We start from the raw sequence: 16063 nt of genomic DNA, 5'->3' as shown, positions 1-16063 counted from the left end.
ACAACAAGAATGGTAAGCACGTGCCGCCGTCTGTCCTGTGAATCATCCTCTAAAATAGGATTCTGAAAGCAATTCACAACCCTACAGCCGAGCCTGCGTTTGCCCCTTTTCCTGTGAATCATCCTCTAAAATAGGATTCTGAAAGCAATTCACAACTATAGCTGCCAAGACCGTTTGGTTTTCAGGCCTGTGAATCATCCTCTAAAATAGGATTCTGAAAGCAATTCACAACGGGAGGATGGTTTCTCCGGTGACTTTATCACCTGTGAATCATCCTCTAAAATAGGATTCTGAAAGCAATTCACAACAAGTCTTTGCGGAGTAATGCCTAGAAAGCTCCTGTGAATCATCCTCTAAAATAGGATTCTGAAAGCAATTCACAACTCATTTTCAAAAAGGTATTTCTTCATTATTCCTGTGAATCATCCTCTAAAATAGGATTCTGAAAGCAATTCACAACCGAAGCATCCAGAGCGCACCGGTGTAAACCCCTGTGAATCATCCTCTAAAATAGGATTCTGAAAGCAATTCACAACATAATAAGTCAATGTAGGCCAGAGGTTGATCCTGTGAATCATCCTCTAAAATAGGATTCTGAAAGCAATTCACAACGATAATGAAACCGCTAAACAGCGCTTAAAACCTGTGAATCATCCTCTAAAATAGGATTCTGAAAGCAATTCACAACTAAGTGGAGTGATGTATGACATTAGTTGCCCCTGTGAATCATCCTCTAAAATAGGATTCTGAAAGCAATTCACAACGTCTTTATCTGCACGTGCCCAGAATGCGGCCCTGTGAATCATCCTCTAAAACAGGATTCTGAAAGCAATTCACAACGAGTTAAACCAGATTTTTTAAACTTCTTATCCTGTGAATCATCCTCTAAAATAGGATTCTGAAAGTAATTCACAACGAATGCGTACCGGGTTTTTAAAATTCGTTCCTATGAATCATCTTCTAACATAGGATTCTGCAACCTTAAATAACAGCCTTCAGTTTTAAAAAACACATTGCTCGCAATCTACCGCAAAAATATACTACGGCCAAACTCTGAGGTTCAGCGCAGCTAAAGCAATTCACAACACTCTTGAATTGTCATTACTTTATTATTAACCTGTGAATCATCCTTAAAATTAGGATTCTGAAAGCAATTCACAACTTGCTGGACACAATAATTTCAACAGATAGTCCTGTGAATCATCCTCTAAAATAGGATTCTGAAAGCAATTCACAACGAATGCGTACCGGGTTTTTAAAATTCGTTCCCGTGAATCATCTTCTAAAATAGGATTCTGCAACCTTAAATAACAGCCTTCAGTTTTAAAAAACAAATTGCTCGCTAAATCCAACCAAAAAAATTATCGCAGCCAAACTCCAAGGTTCAGCGCAGCTAAAGCAATTCACAACACGAGTATAACGACAAGAACAACAGATAGTCCTGTGAATCATCCATAAAATTAGGATTCTAAAACCTCAAATAACAGCCTTCAGATTTAAAAAGCACATTGCTTGCTAAATCCACCAAAAAATTTACCGCAGTCAAACTCCAAGGTTCAGCGTAGCTAAAGCAATTCACAACTCAGAATGTGGAGCTCGTTGTATTTGAATCCTGTGAATCATCCCTAAAATTAGGATTCTGAAAGCAATTCTCAAAAGTAGAGGTCGTGTAATTAATAACTGTAAGCCAGTCAATCATCCTCTAAACAGCATTATAATGGTATAATAAACCAAGTTTAGATAGTCAACCTTCATTTAAATTTACAATAAGTTGAAGATAGCGGTTAAGGAGCAACTAATCCTGGCAGGTGATGGGGTTGGCTTTCGGCTGGTAAGGACAGCGCTATCTGATAGCAGTTTGCGTTAATTGCTTCTCCAGACGGTAAGGAAGGGCCATTCGTCAGGAAATGGCTGTAACGGCTGCCTCGGACAGCGCCTGCATAAGTATCCTGAAAAATAAAGAGGCTGTCCTGAGTAATCAGGCAGCCTCTTTTAAGTTTTACAATTCATATCTAGGATAAATATCTAAAAAAGAATTTGTCTTCTTTTTGAGTGAGTACGATTGTACCGCTAATTGTTTGTAAATAGGGGTTCTAAGAATTAACCGCTAATTATCTAATGATTTTCAAATTAGGGCTCGGTCGTTTCGGTACTGTATTTTTAGTTTGCAAAACTTCCTGAAGTTTATACATATCTTCTTCTACTTTTTTGTCTAAAATCCGTGCGTAAATTTGCGTGGTTGCAATTTTGGTATGCCCCAGAAGTTTAGATACCGTTTCAATAGGCATCCCATTGCTTAGTGTCACTGTAGTGGCAAAAGTATGCCGGGCCATATGAAAGGTTAGGTTTTTGGTAAGCCCACAGGCCTCTGCAATATCCTTTAAATATAAGTTAGCGCGCTCATTGGTAATAGGAGGAAACAAGGTTCCTGAAACCTGAGACATGGGATGATCTTCATACTTCTCCAGAAGATCTGATGCAGCAGGCATTAAGGGTACCTTTACGCGGGTGTTCGTTTTTTGCCTGTTGGTTACAATCCACTTTTTAGAGTCGTCACCCAGCCAAATATTTTTGGGCGTTAAATTGACCAGATCAGCATAACTGATTCCCGTATAGCAACTAAACAGGAATAGATCGCGCACACGTTCCAGGCGCTCATTGACAAACTCATAACTGGCTACATTGGCTAATTCATTTTCAGAAAGAAATTCGCGTTCGGTTTTTTCAAAAGTAGTCTTCCAGCGTCTAAAGGGATCTTTATCAAGCCACTCTAACTGATACGCCAGGCGTATTATTTTTCGCAGACGTTGAATGTGTTTCATCACCGTATTATGGCTCATCGCTCTGGGGTGACCTTCTGGATAATACTGAAATAAATAGCTCTCAAAATCACAAATAAATTTGTAATTCAATCGGGAAAGGTAAATATCCTTATGCTTGTTCGCTTTTAAGAATTTTCGAACATAGCCCTCTGTGATTTTGAAATTTTTGATCGTTCCCCGGGCAAGTGTACCGTTGATTTTTTGGTTGTGATAATCCAGCAGGTAAATAAGTGTTTTACTGCTGGTATCTTCCCCCATAAAATAATCCTTGATCATCTGAGTCGTTAGCATCTTATCTGCTGCTTTCAACTCCAGATAACTTTGGTACAATTGAGATTTGGCCAGATCGAGGTATTGATTCAGTTGTTTGGCCATAAGTGAGTTCCCCAAAACCCGTTTATTTTGGCTATCCCAGAGTTCAATGGGCACTTTTCGTTTCAGACTAACACTAAGTCGCTTTTGATCCATGGTGATTCGGGCATACACGAGTGCCTCGCCTTGTGAAGCCTTTCGGGTATCAGCCCAAAACTGAATAGAGAATGTTTTTGTGGTTCGCATAACATTTGATTTAAATTAAACTTGATTGTTACGAAAGTCAAATCCAATTTTATCAAAACAGGGTAGAGTACCGATTCTATGCGTGGTAGCAATCGCTACCATTTTCGTTTTGAGCTACCAAATAGCTACCATTTAAGCTGAAATCACTTCAAATTTAATGATGCCCTAAAAACTTGAAAACCACGTATTTAATAAAAATACGTGGTTTTTTGGTGTCTTTATTAAGACTAGCTGTGACCTCGCCAGGATTCAAACCTGGAACCTTCTGAGCCGTAATCAGATGCGCTATTCAGTTGCGCCACGAGGCCTTTGTACTTGCTTGAACAGAACTAGAACTTATCTGTTTTTGCGGGTGCAAATATAGGTCTTTTTTTAAAAAGTACAAGCTTTAAAATAAAAAAAGGTCATTTAGTGTTAAATGACCTTTTTCCTGAATAGGTTAATCGTTTAGTACATATTGCGTAATGCTGTGATATCATTTGTGTTAAACTCTCCGTCTTCACTTGAGCTGAAGCAGGCAAGCATAACCGAAGTAGGATCAAAACCACTTGGTGTACCCGGGATGTAGTTTACATCACCACCTTCATTTACGTTTTGACCACAGCTCTGTCTGCTGAACCAGTCTGTATGTCTAAAACCAACCGAGTGCCCAATCTCGTGGGTAATTACGTGTTCAATAACATTGGTGTCATAATTTGATAAGCCATAAATCTGAACAAATTTGAAGGGAAATCCATTACTGGGGAAACCTGCACTACCACCTGCACCTGAAGGATTGTTTACGGTGTTGTTGTAAACAACCATATCCTTGTTTTGATAATCGGTACCAAAAGTGAGGTTAAAGCTTATGGAAACCCCGCTTAGACGGTTGTAATTATCAACTGCCCACTGTAATGCAGTTCGTTCCTTTGAAGTAAGCGCCTGATTGCCTCCGGTAAATCCTATAATAGAAATAACGCGACCCTGACTTACCAAAGCAGAAGTGCGATACTGCTTACTGGTTTTGTCTCCTTTTTCCTGAGCATTTAAAGCAGTAAGCGCATTTAACTGATCTGGTGTTATCACAACATCTTCTTCTAAATAGAGTCGGGGTTCTGAAGTTCCGTCAGGAAAATGGAAGGTATCCCATTTTACATAGCCGGTATTCATGCCCAGGGCTTCTACCTGATCTAAGATTTCTTGTGAAACTTCGAGATTAGCGGTCTCTTCTAAAGTTTCTGAACTCATTACTTCTTCTTCGTCATTAGAACAGGACGCCAGTACTAATGAACAGGTAAGAGCTAAAAACGAAAATCGTTTAACTGAATTTGATAACATAAAATAATAATTAATGATTAGTGATAAAGCAATTTATTGAAATATTTTAATTACCAAATAGTTTAAACGTTAAATGTTTGCATTTAATCTAATATTTATAGCTAATAAAGGATTTTACTTACAAAATGAGATTTCAGAAAATTATAGTGTGTTTTCATATCGATTTCAGAGGATGAGTACACTTTAAAAGTTGAGACATAAAAAAAGCCCTTATAACAAGGGCTCTTAGTTTATGGTATGTCGAAAAGTATTATTTAAATGATTTCAGCACTTAAACCTGCATCTAACAGGGCTGAACAACGCGGCAGTAAATCTTCGTAGCTTCCCGTTTTAACAGTGCACTTTCCTTTGTAGTGAACAATCAAGGAACATTGCTCTGCCTGAATGGGGGTATGATCGCAAACCTGAATCAGGGTTTCGATAACGTGATCAAAAGTGTTTACATCGTCATTGTAAACTACAATTTCATTGTTGCGGTCTTCTGCAACCAGGACATCTAATTCTTCCTGAATTTTCTCCTTGGTGCTCATATTGAAAAATCGTGGATGCATCAGTATCAGTTTTTTACAAATTTACAAGCTACCCAATTATTTTTTTCAAAATTCATGATAAAATTTAGTCCGTGTTGATTACAAACCTCTGTAATTGCCGGAATATCCTGTGTGTAAAACCCGCTCAACAGTAAAATACCCTCGTGATTCAAACATTTGGCGTAGGCCGGTATATCTGCCATCAGGATGTTTCTGTTGATATTTGCGATGATGAGTTCGTAGTGCTTTTCTTCTAAAAGCGCCACATCGCCCTCATAAGTCTTTATGTGGCTTACCTCGTTGCGTTCTGCGTTTTCTACGGTGTTTTCATAACACCAGGGATCAATATCTATCGCATCAACCGGAACAGCACCTTTCATGGCAGCAAGAATTGCCAGTATTCCCGTACCGCAACCCATATCAAGGGTTTTTAGACCCTTTACATCCAGCTTTAGCAAATGCTTGATCATTAAATGCGTGGTCTCGTGATGCCCGGTGCCAAATGACATTTTGGGTTCAATCACAATATCAAACGCAGTATCCGGTTTTGGGTGAAAGGGCGCGCGTACCGTACACAAACCATCAACCTCTATAGGTTCAAAGTTTTTTTCCCATTCTTCGTTCCAGTTTACCGGTTCTATGAGACTAATCGTATAGGAAGTCTCAAAATCGGGATTGTTGAGAATGGAAACCGATTCAAGAATCTCATCGTGATTTAATGCAGACTGAATGTAGGCTTTTACGCCATCTTCAGTCTCGTCAAAACTTTCAAAATCGAGTTCCGCCAGTTGCGCGATTAAAATTTCTGCGCCGGGGTTTACCGGCGCGATTTTAAAATGGTATTCGGTATATGCTTCAGCCATTCTTTAAAAGGCGTTTACGATAGCCATAAAGTCTTCGGCTTTAAGTGAAGCGCCACCAATAAGACCACCGTCAACATCAGGTTTTGAAAATATTTCTTCGGCGTTATTGGGTTTTACACTTCCTCCGTAAAGAATTGTAATGCTGTCTGCAAGTTCTTTAGAATATTCTTCGGCGATGGTCTTACGTATAAATGCATGCATTTCCTGAGCCTGATCGGGGCTTGCCGTTTCGCCCGTACCAATGGCCCAAACCGGTTCGTATGCCAGTACAATATGTTTCCAGGCATCTGCATCCAGATGGAATAAAGCCTGACTGATTTGCTTGTTTACGACTTCAAAATGCTCACCAAAGTTTCGGTCTTTTAACTCTTCACCAAAGCAATAAATTACTTTCATTGAATTTTCAAGTGCCGTATTTACTTTTTCAGCTAAAAGATCTTCCTTTTCGCCAAAATAAGCACGACGCTCACTATGTCCCAGAATCACGGTTTTAATACCTACTCCTTTAAGCATAGCTGCACTGATCTCACCGGTAAATGCTCCTGAGCTTGATTGATGCATGTTTTGAGCAGCAACCTCAATATCAGAACCTTTTAAACTTTCAAAGGCAGTATATAGGTTGGTAAAAGGAGGTGCGATAATCACCTCTGCGTCAGATGTCTTGTTTATGTTTTTTAAGCCGTCAATCAATTCCTGCGTTTCGGCAAGATCGGTATTCATTTTCCAGTTTCCGGCTACAATATGTTTTCTCATTGTTATTGTTTTTTAGTTGATTATCTGTAGTGGTTGTTGATTTTTTTTTGAATGCTGAGCTTTCATTTTAGCTCTCGAAAATCAGTGATTTTAAGAGCTTGTGTAAAACTGATTTAAGTTTTTATCTCCTTATAAATTTATTCTGAAGAGCTTCCGCTGTAAAATTTATCTCTGGCGAAAAAAGTACAGGACTGCTAATTAAGCAAAATGGGAGGAATATTTTCTGCATAAAAATGATAATTTCTAAAAATAGCGACATCAAACTGATTACACAACAATATGCTTACCTAATACGCACTTTGGGGTCTAAAAAGCCATAAATAATGTCCACCAGTATATTGATCAAAATAAACATCGTGGCTATGATTAAAACCGAACCCATTATGATGGGTAAATCGAGGGTATTCAGGGCGTCTACGATTTCTTTTCCAAGGCCATTCCACCCAAATATATATTCTACGAAAACAGCTCCTGCAAGCATAGAGGCAAACCAGCCTGAAACTGCGGTAATAACCGGATTGAGCGCGTTTTTAAGCGCGTGTCTCCAGACTATTTGCGCTTTGTTGAGGCCTTTTGCCTGAGCGGTACGAATGTATTCCTGATTATACACTTCGAGAATGGAATTGCGCATCAGCTGAATCACCACAGCCAGTGGCCGTATTCCGAGCACAATTGCAGGCAAAATGATGTTTTTCCATTGAATGGTGATGGCTTCGCCAAAATCATCCATCGCATACAGGCTGCCGGTCATGTTAAGCTGTGTGTAATTATGCAATACATACCCAAAAAACCAGGCAAACAGAATGGCGCTAAAAAAGCTGGGCACACTCATACCCAGAGTACTCACGACCTGTATTGCTTTATCAACCCAGGTATCCCGGGCATTTGCAGAAACGACCCCGAGAAAAATTCCTAAAAGCATCGCCAGGCTAATGGCGCTTACTGCGAGCACAATAGTGTTGGGAAGCGTTTCACCAATGACTTCAGAAACGGTTTTTCCTGTTTTTTGAAAAGATTCCCGGAGATAGGGTTTTTTCAGAACCAGGCTATAGCTACCCATATCAAAAAGTCGCGCATACCGGTATTTTTCTGATGATAAACTGGTATAATTTTCACCTTCGCTTTTGTGAAGGGATAAGGGCGAAAGGTCATTCAGGTAATAGGCGTATTGTGTGAAAACAGGCTTGTCAAATCCGTATTTGTGTTTGATTATCGCCAACTGCTCGGGATCTTCATTTTGATCAAGCATCATGCGAGCCGGATCTCCCGGTAAAACAGTAAATAGCAGGAATACCACTGTCACGACCCCAAAAAGGGTGAGCAGGGCATAAAAAAGTTTATTTAAGATGTAAGAGATCAGAGTCGTTTGATTTCAGAAAGTTTAAGGGCTTTAAATTGCACATCTTTACCCATTAAATCGGCTACATATTCTTCGATGGTGCGTTTAAAACCTGCGGCTTTACGGCGCTCGTTTAGCGTTTCAGGTTCTGTAACCGGCCATATAAAAAAGCCATTTTCGGCAGTAATCTGAGCCTGGGTGCCGTAAATCTGTTCCTTATCCTGCATCATCAGATGCTTATCTTCAAGAGTGGCTACCTGAGTCATTGGGATTTCACCCTTTTCAGCAGCTTTTTTGAGCATATCCAGATAAGCTTCAATCTCACCGGGATTATGGGCAATAACTTCAAGAGCTACCAGATTGGTGGGTTCTCCCACCAGTGATTTGCCGGGGTAACCATAGCGCTCTATGAGTCTCTTTATACGTTTAAGATTTGTCGTGTCTATCATGCGCTGCTTTTTCCACAGGTCACCGGTATAGTCTTCTTCAGGGATGCCTAATTCTTCAGCGAGGGCTTTCCGCTTTGCGGGATCACTTTCCTGAATAAGGGGTCTGTAGAGCTTATCGAGCCTGGTGATACTATCCAGCTGAAATTTAAGGTTGAAATCCAGGTCGAGATTTGCAGTAGGCAATTTTTCGAGTTCGATTTCTTCTGCATCATTCCAGTGTTTTTTCTGAATGATGGTTCCATTATTCAGCTTCAAAATCCCCGGATTGCTGCGTACAATGGTTTTTAAGGTTGTGGCATCGGTAAAATAGAAGTCAAAATTGATTTCCTGTTTTAGCTTTAACGAATTGACTTCATCAACGCCCGAAGCGGTAAGACCTATTACCTGATAACCTCTTCGTATCGCATCATTGGTAAGGGATTTAATGGCCGGCCAGCCGTTCCATTCGGTTTTGCTCAGGTCATAAGCAACGATGACGATGAGATTGGGTGTATTTAAAAACTCTTCCGCATAATCCTCCCCGTCTTTTTCAATGGTAAAATCGTGTACAGGCGGAACGTAGCCTTTGGTTACCAGTTCGGTATCAACGCCGATGAATTCACCTTCAACAGTGGGATATTCACCCTGAGTGGTGAACACTTTTTCTTCACCATTTACCTTAAACTTCCAGTTGTAGTCAAAAATATCAACGGGAGCGCCTTCCGGGATTTCCATTCCCTCGGCGATGTTGGAGCCCACTTTATAAGCTCTGAAATCAATAAGCGGAAGGTGCATTAAGACGTAATATCCAAAGCTCAGGCACGCAATAAAGGTCGCGAAGATGATGATAGACCGGCCAAAATTGGTGAAAAACGGCTGAATGTATTTAATATTAATGAATAGAAAGACAATCAAAATAAGCAGGATCACATCTTTGGTAAAGGATTGCCAGGGCGTAAGTGGCAGCGCATCTCCAAAGCAACCACAATCGGTCACTTTATTGAAATAGGCCGAATAGAAGGTAAGGAAGGTGAAAAAGAGAATCATCAGCAACAGTAGCCATAAGGTGAGTCTTTTGTAATACCCAATGATGAGTGCAACCCCAAGCACCAGTTCTACAATCACCAGAATGATCGCGAGACCCAGGGCAAACGGACTCAAAAATTCAAGATTGAGTACATCGGGCCCAAAATATTCCTGCAGTTTAAATGAAAAACCAACGGGATCGTTGAGCTTTATAAAACCCGAAATGATAAACAGGATACCTACAAATACACGAATAAAACCTATTAATGCTTTCAAATTTATTCCGTTTTAGATTCTTCAATATGAATTAAGGCAAACACCGCATAATTAATCATATCCTGATAATTGGCGTCGATACCTTCAGAAACCAGCGTTTTGCCTTTGTTGTTTTCAATCTGTTTTACGCGCAGCAGTTTTTGCAGAATTAAGTCGGTTAGGGAGCTGATGCGCATATCACGCCAGGCCTCGCCGTAGTCGTGATTTTTATTTAGCATCAGTTCTTTGGTGATCTTTACGTGCCTGTCATAGGCTTCAAGGGCTTCGTCAAGATTGAGGTCGGGTTGTTCTGCCACGCCTTTTTCCAGTTGAATAAGCGCCATTACCGAATAATTAATAATACCTATAAACTCTGAGCTTTCGTCCTCATCAATCTTGTGAACCGCATTTTCCTGCAGCCCGCGTATGCGCTGTGCTTTAATAAAAATCTGATCGGTTAATGAGGGTAATCTCAATATACGCCAGGCACTGCCGTAGTCGCTCATTTTTTTGGAAAACAAATCGCGGCAGGTGGTAATCACTGCGTCATATTGTGCTGAAGTCTGCTTCATGAATGGGTTGTTGCTGCTCTTTTCGCTCTTAAAGACTGATTTTACAGTCAGGCTGGGCGAATTTCTGTAAATTTCGCCTAAAAATACGCAATCTGTAAAAACCGAAAGGCATTATATGGCAAGCATTAACTGCAAAGGAAATTTAATTGATTTATCTACGCCCCGGGTTATGGGAATTCTTAACCTGACGCCCGACTCTTTTTATGAAGGCAGTCGGTTTACACATGCGGATGCGGTTTTAGCTCAGACGGAAAAAATGCTGGCTGAAGGTGCCGATTTTATTGATGTGGGAGCCTACAGTTCGCGGCCCGGAGCAGCTGATATTTCGGTAGATGAAGAGCTATTACGGTTGCTTCCGGTGGTTGAGGTTTTAATAAAGAATTTCCCCAATCTTTTGATTTCTGTAGATACCTTTCGCAGTGAAGTGGCAAAACAGGCCGTGCAGGCAGGGGCGGCACTGATCAACGATATTTCAGCAGGACATCTTGACGAAAATATGCTTACCACCATTGCGGCACTTCAGGTTCCTTACATAATGATGCATATGAAAGGCAACCCGCAGACGATGAAAAATCTGGCGCAGTATGATGACCTTGTTAAAGAAGTGATTTATTATTTGAGTGAACGCATTGCTGCTGCCCGTGCTCTGGGGATAAATGACGTTATTGTTGATCCCGGTTTTGGCTTCGCGAAAACTATAGCTCATAATTTTGAACTTTTAAATAAGTCTGAACAGTTGCAGATGCTCGATGTGCCGGTTTTAATAGGAGTTTCCCGTAAATCCATGATTTACAAAACGCTCGATGTTTCGGCTGCCGAAGCTTTAAATGGGACTACGGTTTTGAATGTCGTGGCTTTACAAAAAGGCGCTTCTATTCTTCGGGTGCACGATGTAAAGCCTGCTTTTGAAGCGGTAAGATTACTGCAGGCGCTTTCGCAAAGCGAAAAAGGAACGGCTGCAATCTAAGCGCAGTTAGTATCTTCGCGAACGCTAAATTATTAAAGGTTTTGGCGAATCATCCTAATTAACTTTCTAATGAGTGTTTTTTACATATTAATTGGTTTGACCTTGCTGGTTGTGGGAGGGGAGTTTTTAGTACGATCTTCTGTAGGATTATCGTTTAAGCTGAATCTTTCCAAAATGGTAATAGGTCTTACCGTGGTGTCTTTTGCGACTTCGGTGCCTGAACTTTTGGTGAGTTTGCAGGCTGCGCTTAATGGCTTTTCAGACATTGCCCTGGGGAATGTAATAGGCAGCAATATTGCTAATATTGCTTTAGTCCTCGGGTTAACAGCCATCATTTCAACTCTGGGTATCGATTCTGACTTTTTCCGGTTTAACTGGCCGGTGATGGTGCTGTTTTCGCTGGGATTGTATTTAGCTTTGGTCAACGACGGAGTGCTATCAAAGCTCGAAGGTTTTATAATGCTGTTTTCGCTGGTAGTTTATCTTATTCTATTAATTCGCCGCGCCAGGAAATCCCGTCCTACCGAAGAAGGGCAGAATGATGAGATTGATGCGGGCTTGTCTAAAACCTCCTATTTTAAAATCGTTGTTTGGTTACTAATAGGGGCGACTGCTCTTTATTTTGGTTCTGAATGGCTGGTTCTGGGAGCAACTGATCTGGCCACTTCTCTTGGGGTAAGTGATTATGCGATTTCGGTGACCGTAATTGCTATAGGAACCAGTGTTCCTGAACTAGCAGCTTCCTTGATAGCTGCGCTTAAGAAGGAAAAAGCTATATCCTTGGGTAATCTTATAGGTTCAAATATTTTTAATATTGCTTCAGTTTTGGGACTTACAGCGCTTATTACCCCTATTCAGGTCGTAGATGATCGTATTCTGGATACCAATATGTTTTGGCTCTTAGGATTTGCTATTGTATTGCTTCCATTAGGCTTTTTACCGCTTAGAATGGAACTCAACCGTTGGAAGGGGCTCATTCTTTTTGCCGCATATTGTGTTTTTATAGGTTTGGCGTTCAGCTAACATCAACACATTTGCATAGAAAGAGATGGCTTGAAGCTTTGGCTCTTATTTTAATTTTCTACAGTGATAAAGCTCAAAAATAAAAAAGCCCGCAAGTTGCGGGCTTTAATTTTATCAGTCTTAAAAATCCTTAGATTTTTTTCTCTGCATTTTTAACGGTCTTAACGATACGACCTGCAACTTTGTATGGGTCAGCGTTTGAAGCAGGACGACGATCTTCTAACCATCCTTTCCATCCGCGCTCTACGGTAATAATTGGGATACGTATAGAAGCACCACGGTCAGAAATTCCGTAAGAGAAATCGTGAATAGATGCTGTCTCGTGCTTACCGGTTAGACGCTGATCGTTAAACTCACCGTAAACTGCGATATGCTCTGCAGTTACAGGACGGAAAGCCTCACAAATCGTGTCGTATACATCTTTAGAACCGGCAGTTCTCAATGTGGTGTTTGAGAAGTTTGCGTGCATACCAGAACCGTTCCAGTCTCCTTTGATTGGTTTAGGGTGATACTCAATATACCATCCATAATCTTCAGTAAGACGTTGTAACAGATAACGAGCTATCCAGATTTCATCACCTGCTTTTTTAGCTCCTTTCGCAAAAAGTTGGAATTCCCACTGGCCGCTTGCAACTTCCTGGTTAATACCTTCGAAGTTAAGACCTGCATCGATACAAAGATCTGCGTGTTCTTCAACAAATTGTCTCCCGTGGGTGTTTTTTCCACCTACAGAACAGTAGTACATACCTTGAGGACCAGGATATCCGCCTACAGGGAAACCAAGAGGCAATTGGGTAGCTTTGTCCATAATGAAATATTCCTGCTCAAAACCGAACCAGAAATCATCATCTTCATCATCAATCTGTGCGCGAGCATTAGACGGGTGAGGAGTTCCGTCAGGATTAAGAACTTCACACATTACAAGATACCCATCTCTACGAGCAGGATCTGGATATATAGCAACGGGCTTAAGTAAGCAATCTGAAGAACCACCTTCAGCCTGTTGGGTAGAAGAACCGTCAAAAGACCAGGTAGAGCAGTCTTCCAGCTTACCGCTGAAGTCTTCCTCCATCTTGGTTTTACTTCGTAAGTTGGCAGTTGGCGTATAGCCGTCAAGCCAGATATACTCTAATTTTGATTTGCCCATAATAAATTGGTTTTTAAAATTTTTTGAATTAAACGAATGCAAATATAACATTTCTTTAATACCTGGTATTTTTCAAAAGGGGGGTGGGGTCGTCTTATTAACGGAAAAAATTTAATAACCCCCCTTAAATTTGGGGGTATATTGCGAAATCATATATTTTTGCAGGGTTGAATTTAGTAATTCATAAAAATAAGCCTGTTATGAACTCATTACGTTTTTTTGCTCTAAAGGAAAGTTACAATCGTAAAAGCATGCAAATAACTGAAAATCAGCGTAGATCTGCTGTTTTTGGGAATCACGTGTTTGGCAAAAAGGCTATGCGACAGGTGCTTTCTGCCGAAGCTTTTAAAGCTGTTGAAGATGCGATCAACACCGGTTCAAAAATTGAGCGCGCTATGGCCGATAGCATTGCGGCAGGTATGAAACAGTGGGCATTAGAGCTTGGAGCAACCCATTATACGCACTGGTTTCAGCCGCTTACAGGCGCAACTGCTGAAAAGCACGATGCCTTTTTTGAAACCGATATGGACGGTAACGCCATGGAGAAATTTGATGGTGCCCAACTCGTTCAGCAGGAACCAGATGCTTCATCATTTCCACACGGGGGAATTCGAAACACCTTTGAGGCGCGGGGTTACACGGCCTGGGATCCTTCCTCGCCGGCATTCATATTAGACACTACACTGTGTATTCCAACCGTTTTTGTTTCCTACACGGGAGAGGCCCTTGACAATAAAACTCCGCTATTGCGTGCATTGGGTGCAATTGACAGTTCGGCTACTGCTGTTGCACAATATTTCAATAAGAGTGTAAATAAAGTAACGGCCACTTTGGGCTGGGAGCAGGAGTATTTTTTGATTGATGCGGCTTTGGCGGCGTCAAGACCCGATATTATGCAAACCGGTCGCGCAATGCTGGGTCACGCTCCTGCAAAAGGCCAGCAGTTAGATGACCACTATTTTGGTTCGATCCCCACTCGTGCGCTTAATTTTATGAAAGATCTGGAGCAGCAATGTATGTTGCTCGGTATTCCGGTTAAGACCCGGCATAATGAGGTGGCACCAAATCAGTTTGAGTTGGCTCCGGTTTTTGAGGAAGCCAATCTCGCGGTAGATCACAATTCCCTAATCATGGATTTGATGGATCGTATCGCAGAGCGGCATCATCTCAAAGTACTTTTTCACGAGAAACCATTTGCGGGAGTAAACGGAAGTGGAAAGCATAACAACTGGTCGTTGATGACCGATAACGGGATCAATTTGTTAAGTCCCGGAACCACGCCAACAAAAAACCTTCAGTTTCTAACCTTTTTTGTCAATACCATAAAGGCGGTTCAGGATAACGAAGAATTACTAAGAGCATCAGTAGCTTCAGCGGCTAATGATCATCGTTTAGGTTCGAGTGAAGCCCCGCCGGCAATTATGTCGGTTTTTATAGGAAAACAACTGACCAAAGTATTAGACGAACTGGAAAAGGTGACAGACGGTAAGCTTTCGCCTCAGGAAAAAACCGATCTTAAACTCAATGTAGTAGGTAAAATCCCGGAAATTTTATTGGATAATACAGACCGCAACCGTACCTCTCCTTTTGCGTTTACAGGAAATAAATTTGAGTTTAGGGCGGTGGGGTCCACGACCAATTGTTCGCGGCCTATGGTCGTTTTGAACACCATAGTGGCAAGACAACTTTCTGATTTTAAAAATGAGGTTGATGCGCTTATCGATTCCAAAAACATGAAAAAGGATGATGCCATTTTCAATGTGTTACGCGAATACATAAAAGCTTCGAAAAAAATACGTTTTGAAGGAGATGGCTACAGCGCGAGTTGGGAAGCTGAAGCCAAAAAGCGAAAATTGAGCAACAACAAGACCACCCCTGAAGCATTAAATATACAGATCACCAGGCCGGTTATTGAACTTTTTGAACAAACCGGCGTGATGAATGAGATCGAGTTAAAAGCGCGCTACGAAATTGAGTTAGAAGAATATGTAAAGCGCATTCAAATTGAGAGCAGAGTGCTTGGCAATATTGCACAAAACCATATCATTCCAACAGCCATCCGCTATCAAAATTTACTCATTAAGAATGTAAAAGGGCTCAAAGAGATTTTTGGAGCAGATCACAAAAAGCTGGGTCAGGAGCAGCTGGTACTTATTGAGAAAATCTCAGAATATATTAAAACCATTAATACCTTAACTTTTGAAATGATAGAAGCTCGTAAAGTGGCCAATCAGGAAGAAGTTGCCAAACGCGCTGTGTCCTATACCCAAAACGTGCTGCCCTTTTTTGATAAGATTCGTTACGCTTCTGATAAGTTGGAATTACTGGTTGAAGATAAGCTCTGGCCGCTTACCAAGAACAGAGAGCTTTTAAACCTCCATTAAAAAGAGCCGTAAGTTAACTTTAGGTTATTGAAACATTATGGAGATGTTTTCAATGCTTACAAAGCGGGTAGTCTAATTC

At 41.0% G+C, this 16063-nt stretch carries 12 protein-coding genes, 1 tRNA gene and 1 CRISPR repeat array (1 of these 14 only partly in view); of the genes, 3 read left to right on the top strand and 10 right to left on the bottom strand.

Annotation, left to right across the window (positions count from 1 at the left end):
• Positions 1-916: a CRISPR direct-repeat array (repeat unit 46 nt; unit sequence CCTGTGAATCATCCTCTAAAATAGGATTCTGAAAGCAATTCACAAC) (it extends 1710 nt beyond the left edge of the window).
• Positions 917-2111: 1195 nt separating this feature from the next.
• The 9 genes from ACSSS3_RS03140 to ACSSS3_RS03100 form a co-directional block, all read right to left on the bottom strand.
• Entirely contained in the window at positions 2112-3380 is a 1269-nt protein-coding gene (locus ACSSS3_RS03140) for a site-specific integrase (protein ID WP_442846420.1), read from the bottom strand.
• A gap of 234 nt (positions 3381-3614) precedes the next feature.
• A tRNA-Arg gene (locus tag ACSSS3_RS03135) sits at positions 3615-3688 on the bottom strand.
• A gap of 139 nt (positions 3689-3827) precedes the next feature.
• On the bottom strand, positions 3828-4697 hold the full coding sequence (locus ACSSS3_RS03130) for a M57 family metalloprotease (protein WP_442846419.1): 870 nt from the start codon (positions 4695-4697) through the stop codon (positions 3828-3830).
• 254 nt (positions 4698-4951) lie between these two features.
• Positions 4952-5227, bottom strand: a complete 276-nt coding sequence (locus ACSSS3_RS03125) for an ATP-dependent Clp protease adaptor ClpS (RefSeq protein WP_228229916.1) — start codon at positions 5225-5227, stop codon at positions 4952-4954.
• Positions 5228-5253: 26 nt separating this feature from the next.
• Positions 5254-6090, bottom strand: coding sequence for a 50S ribosomal protein L11 methyltransferase (gene prmA, locus ACSSS3_RS03120; protein ID WP_442846418.1), 837 nt, complete (start codon positions 6088-6090; stop codon positions 5254-5256).
• Positions 6091-6093: 3 nt separating this feature from the next.
• Positions 6094-6843 carry a triose-phosphate isomerase gene (gene tpiA / locus ACSSS3_RS03115; RefSeq protein WP_442846417.1) on the bottom strand — a complete coding sequence of 250 codons (750 nt, stop codon included), beginning with the start codon at positions 6841-6843 and terminating at the stop codon, positions 6094-6096.
• Positions 6844-7126: 283 nt separating this feature from the next.
• Positions 7127-8203 carry an ABC transporter permease gene (locus tag ACSSS3_RS03110; RefSeq protein WP_442847389.1) on the bottom strand — a complete coding sequence of 359 codons (1077 nt, stop codon included), beginning with the start codon at positions 8201-8203 and terminating at the stop codon, positions 7127-7129.
• Positions 8200-9912: a BT_3928 family protein gene (locus ACSSS3_RS03105; RefSeq protein WP_442846416.1), complete on the bottom strand. Its 1713-nt coding sequence runs from the start codon at positions 9910-9912 to the stop codon at positions 8200-8202. The genes ACSSS3_RS03110 and ACSSS3_RS03105 overlap by 4 nt, the downstream gene beginning before the upstream one ends.
• A gap of 2 nt (positions 9913-9914) precedes the next feature.
• Positions 9915-10463 (bottom strand): DUF1599 domain-containing protein, encoded by a 549-nt coding sequence (locus tag ACSSS3_RS03100; protein WP_228229896.1) that lies wholly within the window; start codon positions 10461-10463, stop codon positions 9915-9917.
• Between the two features lie 115 nt (positions 10464-10578).
• Here ACSSS3_RS03100 and folP point away from each other — a divergent pair, with 115 nt between their 5' ends.
• Together folP and ACSSS3_RS03090 are read left to right on the top strand one after the other, a co-directional pair.
• Positions 10579-11430 (top strand): dihydropteroate synthase, encoded by an 852-nt coding sequence (folP, locus tag ACSSS3_RS03095; RefSeq protein ID WP_442846415.1) that lies wholly within the window; start codon positions 10579-10581, stop codon positions 11428-11430.
• Between the two features lie 69 nt (positions 11431-11499).
• Positions 11500-12453, top strand: coding sequence for a calcium/sodium antiporter (locus tag ACSSS3_RS03090; RefSeq protein ID WP_442846414.1), 954 nt, complete (start codon positions 11500-11502; stop codon positions 12451-12453).
• Between the two features lie 130 nt (positions 12454-12583).
• Here ACSSS3_RS03090 and ACSSS3_RS03085 read toward each other — a convergent pair whose 3' ends face one another.
• Positions 12584-13600 carry a glutamine synthetase beta-grasp domain-containing protein gene (locus tag ACSSS3_RS03085; protein ID WP_228229893.1) on the bottom strand — a complete coding sequence of 339 codons (1017 nt, stop codon included), beginning with the start codon at positions 13598-13600 and terminating at the stop codon, positions 12584-12586.
• Between the two features lie 200 nt (positions 13601-13800).
• Here ACSSS3_RS03085 and ACSSS3_RS03080 point away from each other — a divergent pair, with 200 nt between their 5' ends.
• Positions 13801-15984 carry a glutamine synthetase III family protein gene (locus ACSSS3_RS03080; protein WP_228229892.1) on the top strand — a complete coding sequence of 728 codons (2184 nt, stop codon included), beginning with the start codon at positions 13801-13803 and terminating at the stop codon, positions 15982-15984.
• Positions 15985-16063 lie beyond the last annotated feature (79 nt).

This window comes from Leeuwenhoekiella sp. H156 (assembly GCF_052218455.1).
Classification (GTDB): Bacteria; Bacteroidota; Bacteroidia; order Flavobacteriales; family Flavobacteriaceae; genus Leeuwenhoekiella; species Leeuwenhoekiella parthenopeia.
This window is presented reverse-complemented; position numbering and strand designations above follow the sequence as displayed.